Below are 21,100 nucleotides of genomic sequence, written 5' to 3'. Positions count from 1 at the left end.
TTGGCGAGTGACCCTTTACTATCGCGACGATACGGTGCGTGTGACGTCGTCGTGGGTGCAGGCGTACGGACTCTCGTACCCGCTTTCTGATCTCTCTTATGTGTGGCACCGGCGTACCCGGCGCGACCTGCGCGTGGGTGGCCGGATCGCCGGACGGTGGGCGCTGGTCACGCTGCTCACCGCGCCGGTCGCGGTCAGCGTGCTCTGGATCCTCACCGACTGGAGCGGCGCGGTCGGCCTCACGCTGGTCGGGCTCGCGTTCCTACTCGGCCTTGTCTTCACGTTCACGCCGCTGTCGGAGTTTCCGCTCATGGCGCTCGAACGGTCATACGACCGCGGCTCGGCGGTGCACGAAATCTGGGTGCAGTGCCGCGGCATGGACGTCCTGCTCGTCCGGACGAATGACGCGTTGCGTTTCGGGCAGATTTATCGCGCGTTACAGCGCGCCTTGGAGCAGAGTGAGTAATTCCACCCACTGGACATGACATGATGTGGAACCCCATGATCCAGGAGGTCCCACATCCCATGAGCCGAGGCATCGCGCTCGTGCGGCGGCCCAGCAGCCGCCTCGCCGAAGGGCTGGTCACCCACATCGAACGGTCGACTGTGGACGTCGACCTCGCCCGGCGCCAGCACGACGCGTACTGTGCCGCCCTCGCCGACGCCGGCTGGAGCGTGCTGGACGTCGTACCCGCCGATCACTGCCCCGACTCCGTCTTCGTCGAGGACACGGTGGTGGTGTGCGGGTCGCGGGCCATCCTCGCCCGCCCCGGCGCGCAGCAGCGCCGCCCCGAGGTGGCCGGCACCGAGTCGGCCGTACGCGCCGTGGGCCTGGAGGTCGACAAGATCTCGTCACCCGGCACGCTGGACGGCGGCGACGTGCTCCAGATCGGCGACACCGTCTACGTCGGGCAGGGCGGCCGCACCAACGGCGCGGCGATCCGCCAGCTGCGTGGCCTGCTCGCCGACCGCCGCGTGGTGGCCGTACCGCTCGGCCGCGTGCTCCACCTCAAGTCGGCCGTGACCGCGCTGCCGGACGGCACCGTGGTCGCCTCGCCGGGACTCGTCGACGTCGGCATCTTCCCGGCGGTCCGCACGGTCGAGGAGGACGCCGGCTGCCACGTAGTCTGCCTCGGCGGCGACAAGGTGATGATCAGCGCCTCCGCCCCGAAGACCACCTCGCTGCTAGAAGACCTCGGCTTCACCCCCGTCGTGGTCGACGTGAGCGAGTTCGAAAAGCTCGAAGGCTGCGTAACCTGTCTGAGCGTCCTGGTCCCCGGCATCACCGGCCCCCAGCACTAGCCCCTGTCCACACCCCGACTCCACAATAGAGATTGAGCTACCGCGATGTCCGCGGTGGTCCAGACCGCCGCTCCCGCAGCGGTCTGGACCACCGCGGACATCGCGGTAGCTCAAGTCTCTGTCCTGAATTTGATCTGCGGCCACCATTGTGGATAGCGAGGGTCGGGTAGCGGCGTGCAGGTGGTGGGAGCGATCCTTGTCGCGTGGAAGGCGTAGGCACGGGCGGGTCGGGAGCTGGCGCGGCGCGGTCTTGGACCGTGTGGCGGCAGGATGACAACGGCAACCAGTACGAGGTCTCCCGCCACGACACGCGTGCGGAAGCGGACGCCGTTGCGGCGACCATGGAAGCGCGCGGCCACAAGCAGACCTACTGGGTCGCGCCGACCTGAGCCACCGTCGGGCTGGGTGGGTCAGTCTAGGTCGACCACCTCGCGGCCGAGCGGCCAGAAGGCGGCCGGTACCAGCTTGAAGTTGGCGATGCCGAACGGGATGCCGATGACCGTGACGCACTGGGCGATGCCGGCCAGGATGTGGGCCAGGGCCAGCCACCAGCCGGCGACGACCACCCACAGCACGTTGGCGATGCCCGAGGCGAGGCCGGCGCTTGGCCTGGTGACCAGCGTCCGGCCGAAGGGCCACAGCGAGTAGTACGCCAGCCGCAGTGAGGCGACGCCGAACGGGATGGTGACGATCAGGGCGAAGCAGATCAGCGCGGCCAGGCCATAGCCGATGGCCAGCACGATCCCGCTTCCGAAGACCAGCCACAGCAGGTTGAGGATGAGGCGGAGCATGACTCCAGCATCCCTCAGCCGATCAAGCCGCCGAGGCGAAGAGCGCGTCTATCTCGGCGCGCTGGGGCAGCGACACCGAGGCACCCAGGTGGCGGGCGCAGGCGGCACCGGCGGCGCAGGCCCACCGCACCGCCTCGACCATCTCGCGGCCCTCGCCCCAGGCCACCGCCAGCGCGCCGCTGAACGCGTCACCCGCCGCCGTCGAGTCGACCGTGTCCACCTTGAACGCGGGCACGTGCACCGACGTGCCGTCGCGGTCCCCGTACCAGGCGCCCTCGTCGCCCATCGTGACCACCGCGCGCGGCACCATGGAGAGCAACGCCCCACGGTCCTCGCGCCCCCGCCCGCTGATCGTCAGCGCCTCGCCCTCGTTGACCACGAGCAGGTCGACCGCGTCGAGCAGCTCGGCGGGGAGCACGCGGGCGGGTGCGGCGTTCAGCAGCACGCGCACGCCCGCCGCCCGGGCCGCCAGCGCCGCCTCGGTCACCGTCTCGACCGGAATCTCCAGCTGGGCCACGAGCACGTCCGCCCCGCGTACCGTCGAAAGCTCGGCCTCGGTGAGCGACGTGAACGCGGCGTTGGCGCCCGGTGTGGCGACGATGGTGTTCTCACCCCCGCCGTCGACGACGACCAGCGCGACGCCGGACGACCCGTACACCACCCTCGCATGTGCACTGTCCACTCCGGACGCGGCGAGGCGGGCCTTGAGCGTCACGCCGAAGGAGTCCGAGCCGATCGCACCGAGGAAGGCACACGAGGCACCCGCGCGGGCGGCCGCGATCGCCTGGTTGGCACCCTTGCCGCCGGGCACCATCGCGAAGTCCTTGCCGAGCACCGTCTCACCGGGCCGGGGCAGCACCGGCGCGGTGGCCACGAGATCCATGTTGGCGCTGCCGGCCACGACCACCCGAGGCGCACGCATACGAGAAGCTAAGCAGCCCGCGCGGCGAAGCGCGAGCCCGAACGCTCCAGCGTCAGCGGCACGTCGAACGTCTTGGACAGGTTTTCCCCGGTTACGGTGTCGTCGATCAGACCCTGGGCCACCACCGCGCCGCCGCGGAGCAGAAGCGCGTGCGTGAAGCCGGGCGGGATCTCCTCGACGTGGTGGGTGACGAGCACGAGTGCCGGGGCGTCCGGGTCGTACGCCAGCTCGGCCAGCCGCGCCACCAGGTCCTCGCGGGCGCCCAGGTCGAGCCCGGCCGCCGGCTCGTCGAGCAGCAGCAGCTCGGGGTCGGTCATGAGCGCGCGGGCGATCTGAACCCGCTTGCGCTCGCCCTCGGACAGCGTCCCGTACGCCCGGTCGGCCAGCCCGCCCACCCCGAACTGCTCCAGCAGCGCCCGGGCGCGCACCTCGTCCATCGACTCGTACCGCTCGCGCCACCGGCCGACCACGCCCCACGACGCGGTCATCACGACGTCGGCGACCCGCTCCTCGCCGGGGATCCGCTCGGCCAACGCCGCGCTGGCTATGCCGATGCGGGTACGCAGCTCGTTGACATCGGTGCGGCCGAGCTGCTCGCCGAGCACGCGGGCGGTGCCGGTGCTGGGGTACAGCCGGGCGGCGGCGATGTTGAGGAGTGTGGTCTTCCCGGCGCCGTTCGGCCCGAGGACGACCCACCGTTCGTCCAGCTCGACCTTCCACGTGAGATCTTGCACCAGGTGCGAGCCGGTGCGCACGACACCGATGCTGTCGAGGTCAACCACGAGATCTTCGGACGAGGCCACGCAACCATCCAACCATGTTCGCCCTGCCGGCCCCCCAAGGATGTGACCAGCACCGTATGGTTCTGGCACATGACGGCCGTCATCCATATCGAGGGGCTGCGCAAGACGTTCCGCACGATGCGGGGCGGCGCGCGGGTGGCGCTCAACGGCTTCGACATGACGGTCGAGGCGGGCCAAATCCATGGATTCCTGGGGCCCAACGGGTCAGGCAAGACCACCACCTTGCGTACGCTGCTCGGCCTGGTCCGCGCCGACGACGGGCGGATGTCGATCCTCGGCCACCCGGCGCCGGATGCGTTGCCGGCGGTCGCCCCGCGGCTGGGCGCGATCGTGGAGAGCCCGCAGTTCTTCGGCAACTTCACCGGCCGCCGTACCCTCCGGCTGCTGGCCCGCGCGGGTGGCGTGCCGGCCGAGCGGGTGGAGGCGGTGCTCACCCAGGTCGGGCTCCGCGACCGGGGCAACGAGCGGGTCAAGGCGTACTCGCTGGGCATGAAGCAGCGCCTCGCCGTGGCGTCCGCCCTGCTCAAGCAACCCGAGCTGCTGATCCTCGACGAGCCGGCCAACGGCCTCGACCCGGCCGGCATCCGGGAGATGCGCGACCTGATGCGGGAGCTCTCCACGGCCGGCATCACGGTGCTCGTCTCCAGCCACATCCTGGCCGAGATCGAGCTGATCTGCGACCACGTGACCATCATCTCGCGGGGCCAGCGGGTCGCCACCGGGCCGGTCGCCGCGGTCCTGTCCGGCTTCGACAAGGGTGAGTACCGGGTCCGGGTCGCCGACCTCGACCGGGCCGCCGGCGTGCTGACCACCGCCGGCCTGCCGGTGACCCGGAAAGAGGACCACCTCGTGGTCGCCGATGTCGGCGACGCGGCGTGGATCGCCGAGCAGCTCGGGCAGCGCGGCATGTGGGTGTCCGAGCTGACCCCGCTCACCCCTGACCTCGAGAGCGTCTTCCTCCAGCTCACGAACAGCGCGCCCGAGCCCGTCCCGACGAGGCAGGTGGACGAGGCGATCCAGCCCGGCACGATCGACCTTGGAGTACAGCCGTGAACCTCGCCCTCGCGGAGCTGAGCCGGCTGCTCGCTCGCCGGTTCGTCCAGCTGATGGCCGTACTGCTGATCGCGGCGTTCGGCGTCACGGTGGCGACCACCGTCGCCAGCACACACAAGCCCACGGCCGCGGAGCTACAGCGGGCCGAGCAGGAGGTCCGCGTCGCGGAGATACAGCTCGAGCCGCTCCGGCAGAATTGCGAGCAGCGGTCGCCCAACCTGAGCTTCTGCGACGCGTACGCGCAGCAAAAGCCGCGGATCGAGGACTACCTCTACGGCGTCTTCATCTTCTCCGACGAGATCCTTGACCTGGTCTACTTCATGATCGCGTTCCTGGCGTTGTTCGCCTTCTTGATCGCGGCGTCGTTCGTCGGGGCGGAGCTGACCTCGGGCGGCATGACAAACCTGCTGCTGTGGCGGCCGCAGCGGATCACCGTGCTCGGCACCAAGCTGGCCACGGTACTGGCGGCGGTGCTCGCCCTCTCGATCGTCGCGAGCGTCCTCTACATCGGCGCGTTCTACGCCCTCGCCGAGATCGGCGGCTTGCCAGGCGACCTCGACGGGGAGTTCTGGAGCGACCTCGTGCTGACGGTCCTGCGCGGTTTAGGGCTTGTGCTCTTCGCGGCGGCGATCGGCTTCGGCGCGGCCACGCTCGGCCGGCACACCGCGGCGGCGCTCGGGCTGATCGCGACCTACGCGATCGTCTGGGAGATCGGCGCCCGGATCGTCTTCCAGGTCACCGAGGCGAGCCGCCCCGAGCGGTACATGCTCAGCAGCTACATCGGCGCCTGGATGGCCGGCCGCGCGTCCTTCTACGACCAGTTCGCGTGCACGAACGGGTTCGGCTCGCTCTGTAGCCGCGAGTACGAGCTGACCTGGATACACGCCGCCGCCGTCTTCGCGATCACGCTCGCCGCGATCGTCGGCGGCGCCTTCGCCACCTTCCGCCACCGCGACCTGGCCTGAAGAATCGGCCGGGGCACCACCGCTCGTGCGGTGGTGCCCCGGTTTAGAACGTCCGCAGGACCGGTCAGGCTGGGTCCGGCAGGACCAACTTGATCTGCTTCGTCGCGCCGCCCTCAAGCCGTACCGACTTGGCCGAGGCGAAGTCGGTGCCGCCGTACCAGCCGGCGGCCCACGGCGACTCCGGCACGTACCAGATCCGGACCGGCTGGTCGGCGATGCCGTCGATGGGGGTGTTCTGGCCGGAGAACTCCTTGATCAGGTCACCGGTCCGGGCGTTGTAGACCCGTACGGCGAGCCAGCGGTTGTAGGGCTGCCCATCCGCGGTGGTGGCGCGGATCTCCAGCCGGGTCCCGGTCTTGGCCAGGGCCGCGTCGGCCTGCCCCGGGACGTCGGTGCCGGCCCGGACCGGAGTGGCCTGCCGCCGGTCGGTCGCCCCACCGGACCAGATCGAGGCGTACGGCTCGTGGGGGTAGTAGTACGAGAACTGCACCGGCCAGTCGTACGGCCCCAGGTTCGGGATCGTGTAGACGCCGTCGAAGTCGGTGCAGTAGCGCCCGAGCCCCGGGACGACCGAGGCACAGCCGTTGCCCAGAATCGGCTCGCCGGTGGCCGCGTCCCGGATGACACCGGTGATCGAGGCCATCGGGTCGAGCTTGACCGCCGGCACCGTGTTTGCGACCCCGGCCTGGCCCTGGATCTTCAACGCGTTGTGCTGCCGCCCGACGCCGCCCCTGCGTCCGACCCACTGCACGCCGTGCTCACCGAACTCCGGCACCGCCAGCAGCGTGTACTCGGCCGCAGGCAGCTCGCCGATCGTGACTCGCCCGTGCTCGTCGGTGCGGTTGTCGCCGCCCCACTGGCAGGCCTCGTCATCGACTTCATGGAAGACCATCGGCAGCGCCAGGACGCAGACGTCGGAGACCGGCTGGCCACTGGCCCGGTCCACCACGGTCGTGCTGATCGCGGTGGTCGGGGCGAGGGACACCTCGACCCTGGTCGCCTGGCCGAGCACCACGTAGACGCCGGCGACCTGCGCGCGGGCGTGCAGGCCGTCGGACGAACGGACCTGGATCGTGTGCGGTCCGGCCGCCAAGTTGGTCAGCCGCAGCACGCCGCCGGTGGCGCCGCACTGCTGCCCGAACTCAGACGTCCCGGCGCAGATCGCGTCGACGGGTGCCCCGGACACCGCGTCGGTGGCGACCACCTCGACGACTCCGGGCAGCAGCATCGTCTCCTCGACCACGGTCGTGCTCTGCCCGGAGGTGACCGCGACAACGTCGGCGGCGGAGAAGCCGAGCTTTTGGTGCGACCACTGGAAGCGGCCGAGGAAACCGTACTGGATCTTGTAGGTCCCCGGCGGTACAGCCGGGAAGGTGTACGAACCGTCGGTGCCCGTCCGGACCTGCCCGGCACTGGCACCTCCAGTGGTGAAGAGATTCACCGTGACCGCTCCTGGGGCCTCGGTGACGACCCGGCCGGTGACCGCACCTGGCGCGGGATCGTCCGCGTGTGCGGGTGAGGCCGAGATTGTCATGACGAGTGCGACCGCCGCGGCGACCACGCCGCCGGCGGACGTCTTGCGGAATCTGCCCACGTTTCCCCCGTTCATCGAGGTAACAGCGCCACCTCCGGTCGACATTAGGCAGCCGGCACAAGCGCTGTTTGCTGGCGACCCATAACTACAATCCGGGTCGCCTGCCATGCGGTGGGTGACCCTTCGATCGAAGGAGTGTCCACTTTGTTCAGAACCACCCGCGAAGCTCGGGGGCGCGGGCGAGCCTCGATCAGGACGATGACCGCCGCTGCGCTCGCGGCCGTCCTCGTGCTGCCGGCGCTCCCGGCATCCGCCGCCGAACCGCACCACGTCTTCACCTCGGCGTTCCTCGCCAAGACCGACTCGGCCACGCCGGACACGACGGACTTCTACCCCAGCGGCGGATCGCTGGAGGTCGGCACCTGGACCGACGAGGACGGCGCGCGGCACACGTCACGCGTCTACGTCGCCTTCGACATCGGCGGCCTGAACCGGGTCCGGCTGCACCGGGCCACGCTGGTCGCCCAGCAGGAGTCGGGCCCCGGCTGCGACGCGCCCCGCCCGATGACCGCGCAGGCGACCGAGGAGTTCACCGAGTCGAACAACTGGGCCCAGCCGCCGGCCACCCGGGGAAAGGCGGTCCCGGCGAACGCCACGAACTGCACCACCTGGGACCTCAGCAGCCAGCTCGACAACGCGGTACGGCGCGGCGATTCGCGACTCTGGTTGGAGATCCGGGTACCGCAGCGCGACGAGAGCCGGCCGGAATCCCTTCGCCGGCTCATGACGAACGAGTTCCGGTTCGAGGTCGAACTGACCAACACCGCACCGCTGAAGCCGAGCCCGCTCGGGGTCCAGAACCCGGAAACGCCGTGCTCTGCCGACTTCGCCGCGAACAGCGACTTCAACGGCTACGCGAAAATGACCGACCGGGACCGTGACCCGTACGACCTGCTCACGCCGGAGTTCGAGTTCTGGCCGCTCGCTGACCCGACCGCCACGACGCCGATGACCTGGGGAACCTCCAGTGGCGGCAACGGGCAGCACGGGATCGGCGACGTGCCGGTGAGCACCCTCGCCGACGGCCGGTACGCATGGCATGCCCGGACGTACGACCAGCGCACGTACTCGCCGTGGAGCGACGCGTGCCCGTTCACGGTCGACCGCACGGCGCCGTCGGCCGCGCCCACGGTGGCCTCGCCGGAGTATCCGGAGAACCCGCCGAACCCGACCGGTGCCGCGCACATGGCGGGTACGTTCCTCTTCACCGCCAACGGATCGGCGGACGTGGTCGAGTTCCGGTACGGCCCGTCCCGGTTCGATATGTGGAACCGGGTGCCGGCCGACCAGCCCGGCGGTGCCGCCACGATCCAGTGGACCCCGCGGGATGCCGGGCCGCAGACGCTCTACGTGGTCGGCGTGGACAAGGCGGGCAACGCGTCGCCGGTGCGCGCCTACGCGTACCACGTCCGGGATCTGCGGATCAACGCGGGGAGCACGGCGCAGACCGTCGATCCCACGGGTAGCGGCATGGTCGTCACGATGCGCTTCTCCACCCAGCGGGGCAACGGCATCACCACCTTCAAGTACAAAGTGGACGATGGTGCCGAGCACTCGGTGCCGGTCGGCGCGGACGGTGTCACCGAGACTCCACTGGCCCCGATGCGGGGCGGTGAGCACCGGTTGTCGTACGGCGGCACGACCGCCGACGGCGTCGAGATCCCGATGGTGGAGACGTACTTCTACGTCGACGACTCACCCGCGGTGACCTCGGACGGTGTCTACCCGATCGACGGCACCGGCGGCGGTGTCGGGACCGCCGGGCTCTTCACCGTGACGCCGACGATCTCCCAGGGCGCAACCGGGGTGAGCGTCTACCACACCGGGCTGGAGTCCCCGGTGACCGTGCCGCTGGACGCCGACGGCAAGGCCCGGTTCACATTTACCCCGACCCAGGCGGGCTGGCACTACTTCTGGTTCTCGGTCCTGTTCGCCGACGGCACGACCTCGGGCTTCACCCGGTCGTTCTCGGTGACCGTGGCCGGCTGACTCCATGGCCGCCGGTCGGGCGCGGGGCCGCGCCCAACCGGCGGCCATGCTGGCCGTGAGGCGGGAGCAACGGTCTAGGGAGCTTTGGAGTTGGGTGGCCTCGGCGTCTTGGTCGCGGATAAAGATCCAAAATCAAGGAAGTCGAGCTACCGCGACGTCCGTGGTGGTCCAGACCGTCGCTCCCGCGGCCTCACCCTCCGCGGTTGGGCAAGCTCACCCCTGGGTCGCGGTCGGCCGACCGCGACCTTCGCCGCCGGTCCGCGCTCCAAGCCCAACCTTCGACCTAGCTGGGCGGTTGGGCGGGAGGGTCCGTCCAAAGTCAGACACGCGCCCAAAGGTCGCTCGGTCTTGCGGTGATTGGCGCTAGGACGGGACGACGTCTGGCAGATCGTGGTACCTAGTTGCCCCTGGAGAGCCTGTCGCAGAATCGCCAGATTCGCTTGAAATGAGGGTCTCGTTGACCCTCGCCGGCCGCCGTTCGGCGGCCAGCGGCGGACACAGCCGTGTTTTTCTCGACACACGCTGTAGTCGGGCAATTTTGCGACAGGCTCTGGAGGGGCGGTTGGATACCACGATCTCTCGCGTACACAAACCCCGTTCGCCTCAGGTCGGAACGCGGACGTCTACGCGCTGGATGTCGCTGCGGGATCAGCATCACCAGGACCACAGGCCCCCACCTGGCGGCAACGGTCGCCGCTGATCGTCGGCGCGGCCACTCTTGGGAAGCAGAGCAAATGCGCCTGCTCAGCCATCTCTGGCCCTTGTCCGGCGGCGATCCCGGGTCGGTCGGGTTGGGCTTGGACCGCGGACGTGGCAGCGGAGGTCGGGGATCTCGGCGAGCGCTAGCGAGCCGCCGACCTGCGCGGTGCCCGCGGGAGCATACGGTCTGCGACTGACGCGGACCGGGGCAAATACCCTGTCTCAAGAAATCGAATGTGACCCCGACCCTGAAAAGGACTCGTCAGCCCACTGTCGATCCGAACACCTCGTCGCGGACGGCGTTGAGGGCGGTGCGCAGGGCGCCGGTGAGTACCGGGTCGCCGCTCACCTCGGTGGCTACCACGCGCGGCGAGACGAGCGTGATCGCGGCGACCTCGTGCTGCACCCGTTCGGCGAGTGCCGTGCCGCCGGCCTGGCCCACCTCGCCGGCGAGCACCACCAGCGGCGGGTCGAGCACCACGCACGTGCTCGCCACACCGAGTGCCAGCCGCCGGGCCAGCTCGTCGAGCAGCGGGCCGCCCCGGGTGCCGGCGGCGATCGCGGCCTTGACCGCCTCGGCCGCGTTGCTGCCCCGGAAGCCGTGCTCGCGGGCCACCGCGCGCACCGCGTCGGCGCCTGCCACCTGCTGGAACGCCCCCTTGGAGCGGCGGTACGTGTCGCGCGGGATGGGCGCGCCGGGCACCGGAAGGTAGCCGATCTCGCCGGCCGCGCCGGTGCTCCCCTCGTGCAGCCGCCCGCCGAGCATCACCGCGAGGCCCATGCCACCGCCGGCCCAGATCAGCACGAAGTCGTCAACGCCCTTGGCCGCGCCCTCGTGCGCCTCGGCCACGGCGGCGAGGTTGACGTCGTTGCCGAAGACGACCGTGGTGCTGAGGTCCTCCCGGAGGGCGGCGAGCAGGCCGCGGTGCCAGCGCGGCAGGTTCCAGGCGAACGTGATGTCGCCCGTGCTCGGGTCGACAAGGCCGGGCGTGCCGAGCACCACCCGGCGCACCGCGCTGAGGTCGGCGTTGGCGCTGTCGGCGGCTTGCACGACCGCGCTGTGTACGACCTTGACCGGCTCGTCAGTGTCCTTAGTGGACAGCTCGGCGCCGCCGATCACGTTGCCGGTGATGTCTGCGCATGTCGCGACAACGCGGTCGGCCTCGACCACCGCGCCGATCACGTAGGCGCTACTTGGCGTTACGGCGTACAGCTGCGCGTTCGGCCCTCGACCGCCGGCCTGCTCGCCCACGCGCGTGACCAGGCCACGCTCCTCCAGCCGCTCGACCAGCTGGGACGCGGTCACCTTGCTGAGCCCGGTCAGCTCGCCAAGCTGGGCACGGGTGAGGGGCCCGCGCGTGAGCAGGAGCTCCAGCGCGGCGCGGTCGTTGAGCGCGCGCAGGAGCCGCGGCGTTCCGGGTAGGCGTGGAGACCCCATCTACCGTCCTCTAGCATTTAGGAGACTTAACAGTTAAACCTTACTCACTTAACCAGATAGGCGTAGCGTAATCGGCTAGGGCCGCTCCAGCGGTCAGCCGGCTGGACAGAAGGGGTTCCCACCATGTCGCTCGATCCTGGCCTGCGCCGACTTGCCCTGCGTACGCTGCTCGCCGCCTTCCCCGGCACCAGCGCTCCAGGCTGGGCGGTCGACCTGGTCGGTGACGGGCTGGCCGGTTACACGCTGTTCGGGTACAACATCGCCGAGCCCGCGCAGGTCGCCACCATCACCGCCGCGCTCCGCGACGCGCGCCACGACGTGCTGATCGCGATCGATGAAGAGGGTGGCGACGTCACCCGGCTGGCGCACGCGACAGGTAGCCCGTACCCCGGAAACGCCGCCCTCGGTGCGGTGGGTGACGCCTCGCTGACGCAACGGGTGTACGAGGCGATCGGCGCCGAGCTGGCCGCGCTCGGCATCAACCTCAACCTCGCGCCCACGGTGGACGTCAACACGGCCGAGGAAAACCCCATCATCGGCACCCGCGCGTTCGGCGCCGACCCCGAGCAGGTCGCCGCGCACGCCGCCGCGGCGGTCGCCGGTCTCCAGGACGCCGGGGTGGCCGCCTGCGCCAAGCACTTCCCCGGCCACGGCGCGACGGTCGCCGACTCGCACCTCGAACTGCCCACTGTGGACGCCCCGCTCGACCTGCTGCGCGCCCGCGACCTGCCGCCGTTCGCCGCGGTGGTCGCGGCCGACACCAAGTCGATCATGACAGCGCACATCCGGGTGCCCGAGCTCACCGGCGACGACCCGGCCACGTTCAGCCGCGCCGCGCTTGTCGACCTGCTCCGCGGTGAGCTCGGCTTCACCGGCGCGGTCATCACCGACGCGCTGGAGATGAAGGGCGCCGCCCTCGCGGCCGGTGGCACCGCGCGCGCCGCCGTGCCCGCGCTCGCCGCCGGCGCCGACCTGCTCTGCATCGGCGCGCAGGTGGACGCGGCGCTGGTCGAGGAGGTCGCCGCCGAGATCGTGGACGCGATCTCCGGCGGGCGCCTCCCGCTCGCGCGGGTCGAGGAGGCCGCCGCCCGCGTCGACGCGCTCGCCGCGTGGTCGTCACGCTCCGCACCGGGTCCGAGCGCGAGCGGGACCAGCGCCAGCCAGCGCAGCGAGGGCTCCATGACCGATCTTGGGTACGCGGCCGCGCGGCGCGCCATCCAGGTCGAGGGGAGCTTGGAAGGGATGGCCGGGCTCGGCGCGCCGCTGGTCGTACAGATCGTGGCCGCCTCGACGATCGCCGAGGGACCTGTGCCGTGGGGCCTCGGTCCACACATCAACGGCACCGAGCAGGTGCGCGTGGCGGCCGCCGAGGCGATCCCGGCCGACCTGCTCAGCCGCGCCGGTGCCCGGCCGATCGTCGTGGTTGGACGACACGCCCACCGGATGCCCGAGGCGCGCGCGCTGATCGAGGCGCTGGCCGCCAGCCACCCGGTCACGGTGGTGGAGATGGGCTGGCCGTCGCTGTGGCGGCCGGCGGGTGCGCGGGCGTTCGTCACCACGTACGGGGCGAGCTACGCCAACGGCCGCGCCGCTGCCGAGGCCCTTGGCCTGGCATGACTCTCCGTGCCCGCGTGCTACTCGGCCGAACGGACCATTTCCGTCCTTCTCCTCTTGAAAGGCCATTTACACGCACGTAGCGTTGCCGGCACAGCACAGACCATGACCTGGGGAGTCAAAACGAACCGCGGGCCCGGACAGCACCCCCGACCGGGCCCGCGGTTCGTCATTTCGCTGAAGTAGGGTGCCTCGCATGCGGCTGGCGAATCAGGGCGGACGTCTCGTCATCGTGACGGGCGACAAGGTTGTCGACGTGGCTACGGCGAGCGAGGGCCGGTTCGGGCCCGACCCGCAGGCGGCGTACGAGGCGTGGGACGACTTCACGGCCTGGGTGGCGCAGGGGCCGGCACCGACCGGCGATCTGGACGAGGGCACCCTCGGCCCGATCTCGCCCCGCCCGCGGCAGGTCTTCGCGATCGGCCTCAACTACGCCGACCACGCGGCCGAATCCGGTCTCCCGCTGCCCGAATACCCGATGGTCTTCACGAAGTTCGTCACCTCCATCGCCGGGCCGTCCGGCGACATCGTCCTGCCCAGCACCAATGTGGACTGGGAGGTCGAGCTTGTCGCGGTGATCGGCCGGCCGGCGACCGGGGTGCGCGCAGCCGACGCCTGGGACTACGTCGCCGGGCTCGCCGTCGGGCAGGACATCTCCGAGCGCGAGGTGCAGCGGCGCGGGCAGCCGCCGCAGTTCAGCCTCGCCAAGTCGTACCCGGGCTTCGGGCCGGTGGGTCCCTACCTGGTCACGCTGGACGAAGCCGGCGACCCGAGCGACCTGGCGCTGACCTGCACGATCAACGGCGAGGTCATGCAGGACGGCAGCACCAGCTCGATGGTCTTCTCGATCCCCGAGCTGATCGAGTACCTCTCCGGCGTATGCACGCTGCTGCCGGGCGACCTCATCTTCACCGGTACCCCGCCGGGGGTGGGCATGGGTCGCAAGCCTCCGCGCTACCTCGCGCCCGGTGACGTGATGGAGACGACGATCGAGGGTCTCGGCACGATGCGACACCGGTTGATCTCCCCGGCGGTCTGAGCAGGGACACCTTCACGACATTGCGGTTGACAGCCCTCCGTAACCGTGGGATTCCGGAGGGCATGGCCGAACCTCACGCGCGCCAGCAGAAACCGAAACGCAGCCCGAAACGGGTGGGTGGCTGGCGGGAGATCGTCGTCGCCCGTGCCGAGCTCATCGCGGCCCAGCTCGAGGCGACAAGAGTGGACGGCGAGGCTTGGCGCACCACAAAAGCGTCGGTGGACAAGCATCTCGACGCCGCACGGGAAGCCGCCAACCGAAAGCAGCGCCTGACCGGGCTGCGCGACTGGCTGACCGGCGCCTACATCACCTCCGCCTGGGCCCATCTGCACAACGCCGAGGTGCTGATGGTCTCGGTGGTGTCCAAGGAGGACCTGACCGCGGGGCGGCACGCGGCCATCGCGCTCGTCGAGCAGACGTTCAGTAAGCAGGACCCGCGCTGCGTCGAGGCGCGCCGGCAGCTGATCGACGACTGGCCCGCCGCCGGTGACCCCGAGCGGCCCGGTCTCACCGAGCGGGCCGCGTACCGTACCGCGCTCCAGTGGGGCTTCGCCGCCTCCGACGAGCAGTACTCCCGGGTGCGCAGCTTCCGCAACATGCTGCTCTTCTCCGCCCTGTTCATGCTCCTGCTCGCCTTGGGCCTGGGCTGGCTCGGCACGGTCAAGCCCGACCTGATCAGCCTCTGCTTCACGAACATCGCATCGGGCGGCGCGGAGGCGCAGAGCTGCCCAGCCGGCGCGAGCGGCCCCGGTCGCTGGGACATCTTCCTCGTCGAGCTGCTCGGGCTGCTGGGGGCTCGCTCAGCGCGATGGTGGCGATCCGCGGGATGCGTGGCACCTCCACGCCGTACGGGGTGCCCGTGGCGCTCGCCCTACTCAAGCTCCCGGCCGGCGCCCTCGTCTCGCTGAGCGGGCTCCTGCTGCTCGGCGGCGAGTTCTTCCCGGGGCTGTCCGGATTGGACAGTCCACAGCAGATCGTGGCTTACGCGCTCGTGCTCGGCTACGCCCAGCAGCTCGTCACGCGCCTCGTCGACCGGCAGGCCAACACCGTGCTCGATCGCGTGCCCAGCGCCGAGCCCTCAGGCCGGGAGCAGGCGCCCACGAGCCCGCCACCACCGCCGCCGGCTACGACCACCCCGCCCGAGCAGCGCCAGCCACCCGCCGACGAGCTAGCTCCGGCCGGGGCGGCTTAGGCTCTCTAGATCCCGTAGACGGACCAGCCTCGGTCGGGGAAGCCGGCCGCCTCCGCCACCTTCGCCGAGGCGTTGTTGTCGAGCGCGTGCAGGTAGGTCGGCACGGCACCCTCGTCGAGCACCCGGCGGGCGGCCTGTGCCACGAGCCGCCGCGCCAACCCACGGCCGCGCGCCGCCGCCTCGGTGCCGACGGACAGCTCGTTGCCGTGCGCGTCATGCCGTTTGATGCCTACGCCGGCCAGATACTCCCCGGTGTCCGGGTCGCGGGCGATGAGCACGTCGCCGCCGAAGGGCCACAACCACTCCGGCACCACCGCGTCGTCGTGTGGCACCCACTCACCCGCCTCGGGTAGCCGCACGGGATCCAGCGAGTAGCGGTACACCCCCCGGTAGGCCCGGCGCCCGGCGTCGAGGCCGAGTGCGGTGGGCAGCTTGGCGAGCAGGTCGTCGAGGGGCTGGTCGCTGAGCACCCGCACAGCCGCGGCCCGGGGCGGGGGCACGGAAATGACCGTGCCGGTCGGCGCGCCGACACCCACCATCGGGTAGACCTTGCCGTCCCAGGCCGGCTGGGTGCGCCGCTCGGAACCGACCACGGCCAGCGACTTACCGGCGGGCCACTGGCCCAGCCAGGTCACAAGGTGGTGGTATAGGCGCTTGTCGAGCATCGCCCCGACTTTACCTGCCCAGGTGCCACCCTCGCGCGCTTTGCTGTGGTGAGGGTCACGCGGCGGCAGCGGTCCGGACGAGCGTGCGGATCTGGCGCAGGAGCACCGAAAGCGCCGCCAGGTCTGCCCGCGAGTCGCCGAACTCCCCGATCGAGTTGCGCGTGCGGGCGATCGACGTCGCGTTCGCCTCCTCCCAGGCATGTACCCGCTCCGGCGCCGGCAGCTCCGTGGAGGTGGAGTTGAGCACCTCAGCGGTGAGCGCGGCCAGCGCGGCGTACAGGTCGTAGCGGAGCGCCATCCGGGCCAGCGTCTGCCACCGGTCCTCACGGGGCAACAGCGAGATCTTCGACAGCAGGCCGTCCACCCAGAACTTCTCCGACAGTACGAAGTAGACCTCCGCCACGTTGTCCAGCTGGTGGCCGGTCTTGTTGGCCACCTCCACCACGTCGAGCAGGCCGAAGCCGTACACCAGGCGGGTGGTCTGCTGAGCCAGCGGCTCGGGCACGCCGTGGGAGGCGAGCCCGGCGGCGTGGGAGTGCAGCGTGTCCCGCTCGGAGCCGCGGAAGAGCGTCTCCAGCTTCGGCATCAGCTCGGCGATGCCGGGGCGCAGCCGCGCGATCTCCCCTGGAACGTCCAATGGGGACCGTCGTGATGAGACCAACCACCGCACCGCGCGGTCGAGCAGCCGCCGCGTCTCCAGGTAGATCATCGTCTGCGCGGAGGTCGGCACCTGGTTGTCGAGCGCCTCCACGGCCGCCCAGATGTCGCGCAGGCCGAAGACCTCGCGCACCACCACGTACGCCCGGATGATGTCGGCGGCCGACGCACCGGACTCCTCGATGGCGCGGAACACGAAGGACGTACCGCCACGGTTGACGACCTCGTTGACGAGCTGGGTGACCACGATCTCGCGGCGCAGCCGGTGCCCGCCCATCCGGCTCGACCAGCGTTCGCGCAGCGGCGTCGGGAAGTACTCGGCGAGCACCTCGGCCGCCCACTCCTCGTCGGCGATCGGGTCGCCTAGCAGCTCCTTCTCCATCGCGATCTTCACGTACGCGAGCAGCACCGCGAACTCGGGCGTGCTCAGGCCGCCCTCCCGCGAGTCGAACTCCTCGTCCGGTGGGAGGGCCTCGATTTTGCGGTTGAGCGCGCCGGAGCGCTCCAGCTCGGTCAGCATCCGCCGGTGTACGGGCAGCAGCGACTCCGCCTGCGCCCGCGCGCTGCCGAGCGCGCACGCCTGGTCGTAGTTGTCGCGCAGCACATGGTCGGCGATCTCGTCGGTCATCTCGAAGAGCAGCGCGTCCCGCTCCGGCGTGGTCATCTCGCCGTCGGCGATCGCGCCGCCGAGCAGGATCTTGATGTTGACCTCGTGGTCGGAGCAGTCGACGCCGGCCGAGTTGTCGATGAAGTCGGTGTAGATACGGCCGCCCTTGAGCGCGAACTCCACCCGCCCAAGCTGGGTCATGCCGAGGTTTCCGCCCTCGCCGACCACCCTGGCGCGGAGATCCACACCGTTGACCCGGATCGCGTCGTTGGCCTTGTCACCAACGTCCACGTTGGACTCGGAGGCCGCCTTGACGTACGTGCCGATCCCGCCGTTCCACAGTAGATCGACGGGGGCCTGGAGGATGGCGCGCATCAGCTCCAGCGGCGAAAGGGCCTTCACCCCCTCGTCGATCCCCAGCGCCGCGCGGATCTGCGGCGTGATCTGGATGGATTTGAGGGTACGGGGGAAAATGCCGCCACCCTCCGAGATGAGTTCCGCGTCGTAGTCCTCCCACGACGAGCGCGTCATGTCGAAGAGTCGCTGCCGCTCCACATAGGTGCGTTCGGGGTCCGGCGTCGGGTCGATGATGATGTGCCGGTGGTCGAAGGCGGCCACGAGCTTGATGTGGCGGGACAGCAGCATCCCGTTGCCGAAGACGTCGCCGGACATGTCGCCGACACCGACCACCGTGAAGTCCTGGGTCTGGGTGTCCAGGTTCAGATCCCGGAAGTGCCGCTTCACCGACTCCCACGCACCGCGCGCGGTGATGCCCATCTTCTTGTGGTCGTAGCCGGCCGAGCCGCCGGACGCGAAGGCGTCACCGAGCCAGAAGCCGCGCTTGACCGAGATCTCGTTGGCGATGTCGGAGAACGTCGCGGTGCCCTTGTCGGCGGCCACCACCAGGTACGTGTCGTCCGGGTCGTGGCGCACCACGTCCGGCGGCGACGTCACCTTGTCGCCGACGAAGTTGTCGGTGACGTCGAGCAGCGCGTTGATGAAGAGCTTGTAGCACTCCACCGCCTCGTCGCGGTCGCCTGGCTTCTTCTTCAGCACGAAGCCGCCCTTGGCGCCCACCGGCACGATCACCGCGTTCTTCACGGTCTGCGCCTTGACCAGGCCGAGCACCTCGGTACGGAAGTCCTCACGCCGGTCGGACCAGCGCAGCCCGCCGCGCGCGACCGGACCGAAGCGCAGGTGTACGCCCTCGAAGCGAGGTGAGTACACGAAGATCTCGAACTTCGGGCGGGGCGCCGGCAGGTCGGGGATCGCCTGCGGGTCGAGCTTGAACGCCACGTACGACTTGGGCCGCCCGTCGTTGCCGCGCTGGAAGAACGAGGTGCGCAGCGTGGCCTGGATCAGCGTGAGGTACGAGCGCAGGATCCGGTCCTGGTCGAGGCTCTCCACCGCGTCGAGCTGCTTGCCGATCTCCTCGATCAGCCCGGCGCTGCGCTCCTGCCGCTCCTCCTCGGTCAGCGCCGGGCGGGGCGCGAACCGCGTCTCGAAGAGCCGCACCAGCAGCCCGGCGATCACCGGGTTTTCGGTGAACGTGGTCTCCATGTACCGCTGCGAGAAGAACGTGCCCGCCTGGCGCAGGTACTTCGCGTACGCCCGCAGCACCACGACCTGCCGCCAGGTGAGCCCGGCGCGCAGCACAAGCTCGTTGAGGCCGTCGACCTCGGCTTCACCCCGCCAGGCGGCCGCGAACGCGTTTTCCACGTGCGCCCGCACCTCGGCCAGGTCACGGTGTGCCTCGGGCAGCCGGAGGCCGAAGTCGTACAGGTAGACGGCGGCGTCGGGGCGGCGCAGCTCGTACGGCCGCTCGTCCATCGCCTTCACGCCGAGCGAGTGCAGCACCGGCAGGACGTTGGAGAGGACCATCGGCTCGCCGTACCGGTAGATCTTGAACCGGACGTTGTCGTGCTCCTCGTCCTTCCGGAACAGGTGCATCTCCAGCTGGCCCGGCTCGTCGAGCAGCTCCAGCTTGGCGAGGTCCTTGACCGCCTCGAACGGGGCGTGCTCGTCCTTGTACCCCTCCGGGAACGCCTCCGCGTAGTGATTGAAGAGGCGCTTGGCCTGCTCGTCGCCGAGCTTGCGCTCCAGCACCAGCCGGAAGTCGTCCTCCCACAGCCGGGTCGCGTCGGCCAGCTCCTCGGCGAGCGCGTCCGGGTCGACCGCGCGCGGCGGGTTGCCCGGCTCGGTGCGGACGATGAAGTGGACGCGGGCCAGCGTCGACTCGGTCACGCGGGTCGTGTAGTCGACGCCGATGCCGTTCAGCTCGCGGAGCAGGATCTCCTGCATCCTGAGCCTGTTCTGCGTGGTGAACCTGTCGCGGGGCAGGTAGATGAGGCAGGAGATGAACCGCCCGTACCCGTCCCGGCGCAGAAAGAGACGCAACTGCCGGCGGCCGGCCATGCGCAGCACGCCGATGACCGCCTGGTACAGGTCGTCGGTCTTGATCTGGAAGAGCTCGTCCCGCGGGTACGTCTCCAGGATCTGGAGCAGGTCCTTGCCGGAGTGGCTGCGTGGCGAGAGGCCGGAGCGGTCCAGCACCTCGGCCACCTTGCGGCGCACCACCGGCAGGTCGCGCACGCTCGTGCGGTACGCCGCCGTGGAAAACAGCCCGAGGAAGCGCCGCTCGCCGATCACGTCACCGGCCGCGTCGAAGATCTTGATGCCGATGTAGTCGAGGTACGCCGAGCGGTGGACGGTCGCCCGCGAGTTCGCCTTCGTGATGATCAGGAGGCGCTTCTCCAGCACTTTCGCGTACGCCTCGGGCGTCATCGAGGAGATCACCCTCGGCGACGTCTGGTCCTGCCGGAGGATGCCGAGGCCGGTGCCCAGGACCGCCTCCAGCAGCTTCTCGTCACCCTCGCCGTCGACGAGTTTGTACTCCCGGTACCCCAGGAAGGTGAAGTGGTCGTCGGACAGCCACCGCAACAGCTCGACGGAGTCCGTGATGTCCTTTTCCGGCACCGGCGGGCGGTCCGGGGTGTTCCGCGCGGCGGCGAGCTGGTCGGCGATGGCCGTCGCCTGGCGGCGCATCTTCGGCCAGTCCTCGACCGCCTCGCGCACGTCGGTGAGGACCCGCTGAAGCTCGCGGCGGAGCTGGTCGCGGGCCACCGCGTCGCGGACCGCGTCGACCTCGATGTGCATCCAGCTCTCGACGATGTCGCCGTCGATCGCGTCGTCCGCTTCTACCTCGGCGGCGACCTCGTCGAGCCGTCCGAGCGGCTGGCGGCGCACGACGATCAGCGGGTGCACGAGCAGGTGTACGTCGAGGTGGTGCGCGGTGAGCAGGGCGGTCACCGAGTCGACCAGGAACGGCATGTCGTCGGTGACGATCTCGATCACCGTGTGGTCGTCGGCCGCCTCCGGCTCGCTGATCCGCAGCTTCAGCTCGCCCGGCACCCGCTGCTCGGCCAGCTCGCGGTGGCTGCGCGCGGCGTCGAGCATCTCGTCCGCCGTGTAGCCGACCAGCTCCTCGTCCGGCGCGAACCGCCAGAAACGATCGACAAGCGCCCCCGCCGCGACGTCGTCGCCGGCAAGCGTCACGGCCTGCGCGACCAAACGCTCGGTGCTGGGAACGGGCTCGTCGATCTCGACGTCTTCGACCTCGTCGGCGCTCGGCAGATCCGGAAGCGTGCCATCCGCGAGAGTGTCGACGCTCGAGCCGGCACCGATCCGGTCGGCCGATGCTGAGCCTTCAACCTGGCCACCTGGCGCAATGTCCGGACGCCGGACCATGGGTGCACACTCCCCCCTTGCCC

The 21,100-nt window shown here is 70.3% G+C and carries 17 protein-coding genes; 10 read left to right on the top strand and 7 right to left on the bottom strand.

Annotated features, from left to right (window positions below):
- Positions 1-7: 7 nt before the first annotated feature.
- The 3 genes from Pflav_RS39870 (at position 8) to Pflav_RS47745 (ending at position 1,691) form a co-directional block, all read left to right on the top strand.
- Complete coding sequence (locus tag Pflav_RS39870; RefSeq protein ID WP_173041711.1) at positions 8-466, top strand: DUF6232 family protein; 459 nt, start codon at positions 8-10, stop codon at positions 464-466.
- A gap of 59 nt (positions 467-525) precedes the next feature.
- On the top strand, positions 526-1,302 hold the full coding sequence (gene ddaH, locus Pflav_RS39865; RefSeq protein WP_173041710.1) for a dimethylargininase: 777 nt from the start codon (positions 526-528) through the stop codon (positions 1,300-1,302).
- 257 nt (positions 1,303-1,559) lie between these two features.
- The gene (locus tag Pflav_RS47745) at positions 1,560-1,691 is read left to right on the top strand and encodes a hypothetical protein (RefSeq protein ID WP_269474585.1); all 132 of its coding nucleotides are present in this window, start codon (positions 1,560-1,562) and stop codon (positions 1,689-1,691) included.
- Positions 1,692-1,712: 21 nt separating this feature from the next.
- On the opposite strand, the gene Pflav_RS39860 is transcribed toward Pflav_RS47745, so the two are convergent.
- From Pflav_RS39860 to Pflav_RS39850, 3 genes are read right to left on the bottom strand one after another with little or no spacing between them, the layout of a single operon-like run.
- Entirely contained in the window at positions 1,713-2,093 is a 381-nt protein-coding gene (locus Pflav_RS39860; RefSeq protein WP_173041709.1) for a YccF domain-containing protein, read from the bottom strand.
- Between the two features lie 22 nt (positions 2,094-2,115).
- On the bottom strand, positions 2,116-3,015 hold the full coding sequence (locus Pflav_RS39855; RefSeq protein ID WP_173041708.1) for a ribokinase: 900 nt from the start codon (positions 3,013-3,015) through the stop codon (positions 2,116-2,118).
- An 8-nt stretch (positions 3,016-3,023) separates the two neighbouring features.
- Positions 3,024-3,905 (bottom strand): ABC transporter ATP-binding protein, encoded by an 882-nt coding sequence (locus Pflav_RS39850; protein WP_173041707.1) that lies wholly within the window; start codon positions 3,903-3,905, stop codon positions 3,024-3,026.
- Here Pflav_RS39850 and Pflav_RS39845 point away from each other — a divergent pair.
- Together Pflav_RS39845 and Pflav_RS39840 are read left to right on the top strand one after the other, a co-directional pair.
- Positions 3,888-4,871 carry an ABC transporter ATP-binding protein gene (locus tag Pflav_RS39845; RefSeq protein WP_173041706.1) on the top strand — a complete coding sequence of 328 codons (984 nt, stop codon included), beginning with the start codon at positions 3,888-3,890 and terminating at the stop codon, positions 4,869-4,871. The genes Pflav_RS39850 and Pflav_RS39845 overlap by 18 nt on opposite strands.
- Positions 4,868-5,836, top strand: coding sequence for an ABC transporter permease subunit (locus Pflav_RS39840; protein ID WP_173041705.1), 969 nt, complete (start codon positions 4,868-4,870; stop codon positions 5,834-5,836). The genes Pflav_RS39845 and Pflav_RS39840 overlap by 4 nt, the downstream gene beginning before the upstream one ends.
- Before the next feature lie 64 nt (positions 5,837-5,900).
- Here the strand turns inward: Pflav_RS39840 and Pflav_RS39835 are convergent, their stop codons facing one another.
- A complete protein-coding gene (locus Pflav_RS39835) occupies positions 5,901-7,430 on the bottom strand; it encodes a carboxypeptidase regulatory-like domain-containing protein (RefSeq protein WP_232072475.1) in 1,530 nt (509 codons plus the stop codon).
- A gap of 198 nt (positions 7,431-7,628) precedes the next feature.
- Here Pflav_RS39835 and Pflav_RS39830 point away from each other — a divergent pair, with 198 nt between their 5' ends.
- Positions 7,629-9,419, top strand: a complete 1,791-nt coding sequence (locus Pflav_RS39830) for a hypothetical protein (protein WP_173041703.1) — start codon at positions 7,629-7,631, stop codon at positions 9,417-9,419.
- Positions 9,420-10,380: 961 nt separating this feature from the next.
- On the opposite strand, the gene Pflav_RS39825 is transcribed toward Pflav_RS39830, so the two are convergent.
- Positions 10,381-11,556, bottom strand: coding sequence for an ROK family transcriptional regulator (locus Pflav_RS39825; RefSeq protein WP_173041702.1), 1,176 nt, complete (start codon positions 11,554-11,556; stop codon positions 10,381-10,383).
- Between the two features lie 123 nt (positions 11,557-11,679).
- Between Pflav_RS39825 and Pflav_RS39820 the strand changes: the two genes are divergently transcribed.
- The 4 genes from Pflav_RS39820 (at position 11,680) to Pflav_RS39805 (ending at position 15,401) form a co-directional block, all read left to right on the top strand.
- Positions 11,680-13,173, top strand: coding sequence for a glycoside hydrolase family 3 protein (locus Pflav_RS39820; protein WP_173041701.1), 1,494 nt, complete (start codon positions 11,680-11,682; stop codon positions 13,171-13,173).
- 193 nt (positions 13,174-13,366) lie between these two features.
- The gene (locus Pflav_RS39815; RefSeq protein ID WP_173041700.1) at positions 13,367-14,209 is read left to right on the top strand and encodes a fumarylacetoacetate hydrolase family protein; all 843 of its coding nucleotides are present in this window, start codon (positions 13,367-13,369) and stop codon (positions 14,207-14,209) included.
- Positions 14,210-14,322: 113 nt separating this feature from the next.
- On the top strand, positions 14,323-15,117 hold the full coding sequence (locus Pflav_RS39810) for a hypothetical protein (RefSeq protein WP_173041699.1): 795 nt from the start codon (positions 14,323-14,325) through the stop codon (positions 15,115-15,117).
- Positions 15,069-15,401 (top strand): hypothetical protein, encoded by a 333-nt coding sequence (locus tag Pflav_RS39805; RefSeq protein ID WP_173041698.1) that lies wholly within the window; start codon positions 15,069-15,071, stop codon positions 15,399-15,401. Before Pflav_RS39810 ends, Pflav_RS39805 begins: the two co-directional genes overlap by 49 nt.
- 5 nt (positions 15,402-15,406) lie before the next feature.
- On the opposite strand, the gene Pflav_RS39800 is transcribed toward Pflav_RS39805, so the two are convergent.
- Together Pflav_RS39800 and Pflav_RS39795 are read right to left on the bottom strand one after the other, a co-directional pair.
- Complete coding sequence (locus Pflav_RS39800) at positions 15,407-16,066, bottom strand: GNAT family N-acetyltransferase (protein WP_173041697.1); 660 nt, start codon at positions 16,064-16,066, stop codon at positions 15,407-15,409.
- A 55-nt stretch (positions 16,067-16,121) separates the two neighbouring features.
- Positions 16,122-21,077, bottom strand: coding sequence for an NAD-glutamate dehydrogenase (locus Pflav_RS39795; protein ID WP_173041696.1), 4,956 nt, complete (start codon positions 21,075-21,077; stop codon positions 16,122-16,124).
- Between the last annotated feature and the right edge of the window lie 23 nt (positions 21,078-21,100).

The sequence above is a fragment of the Phytohabitans flavus genome (genome assembly GCF_011764545.1).
In the GTDB taxonomy this organism is placed as follows: Bacteria; Actinomycetota; Actinomycetes; order Mycobacteriales; family Micromonosporaceae; genus Phytohabitans; species Phytohabitans flavus.
Note: the sequence above shows the minus strand (reverse complement) of the source record. Positions and strands in the feature narration are given on the sequence as shown.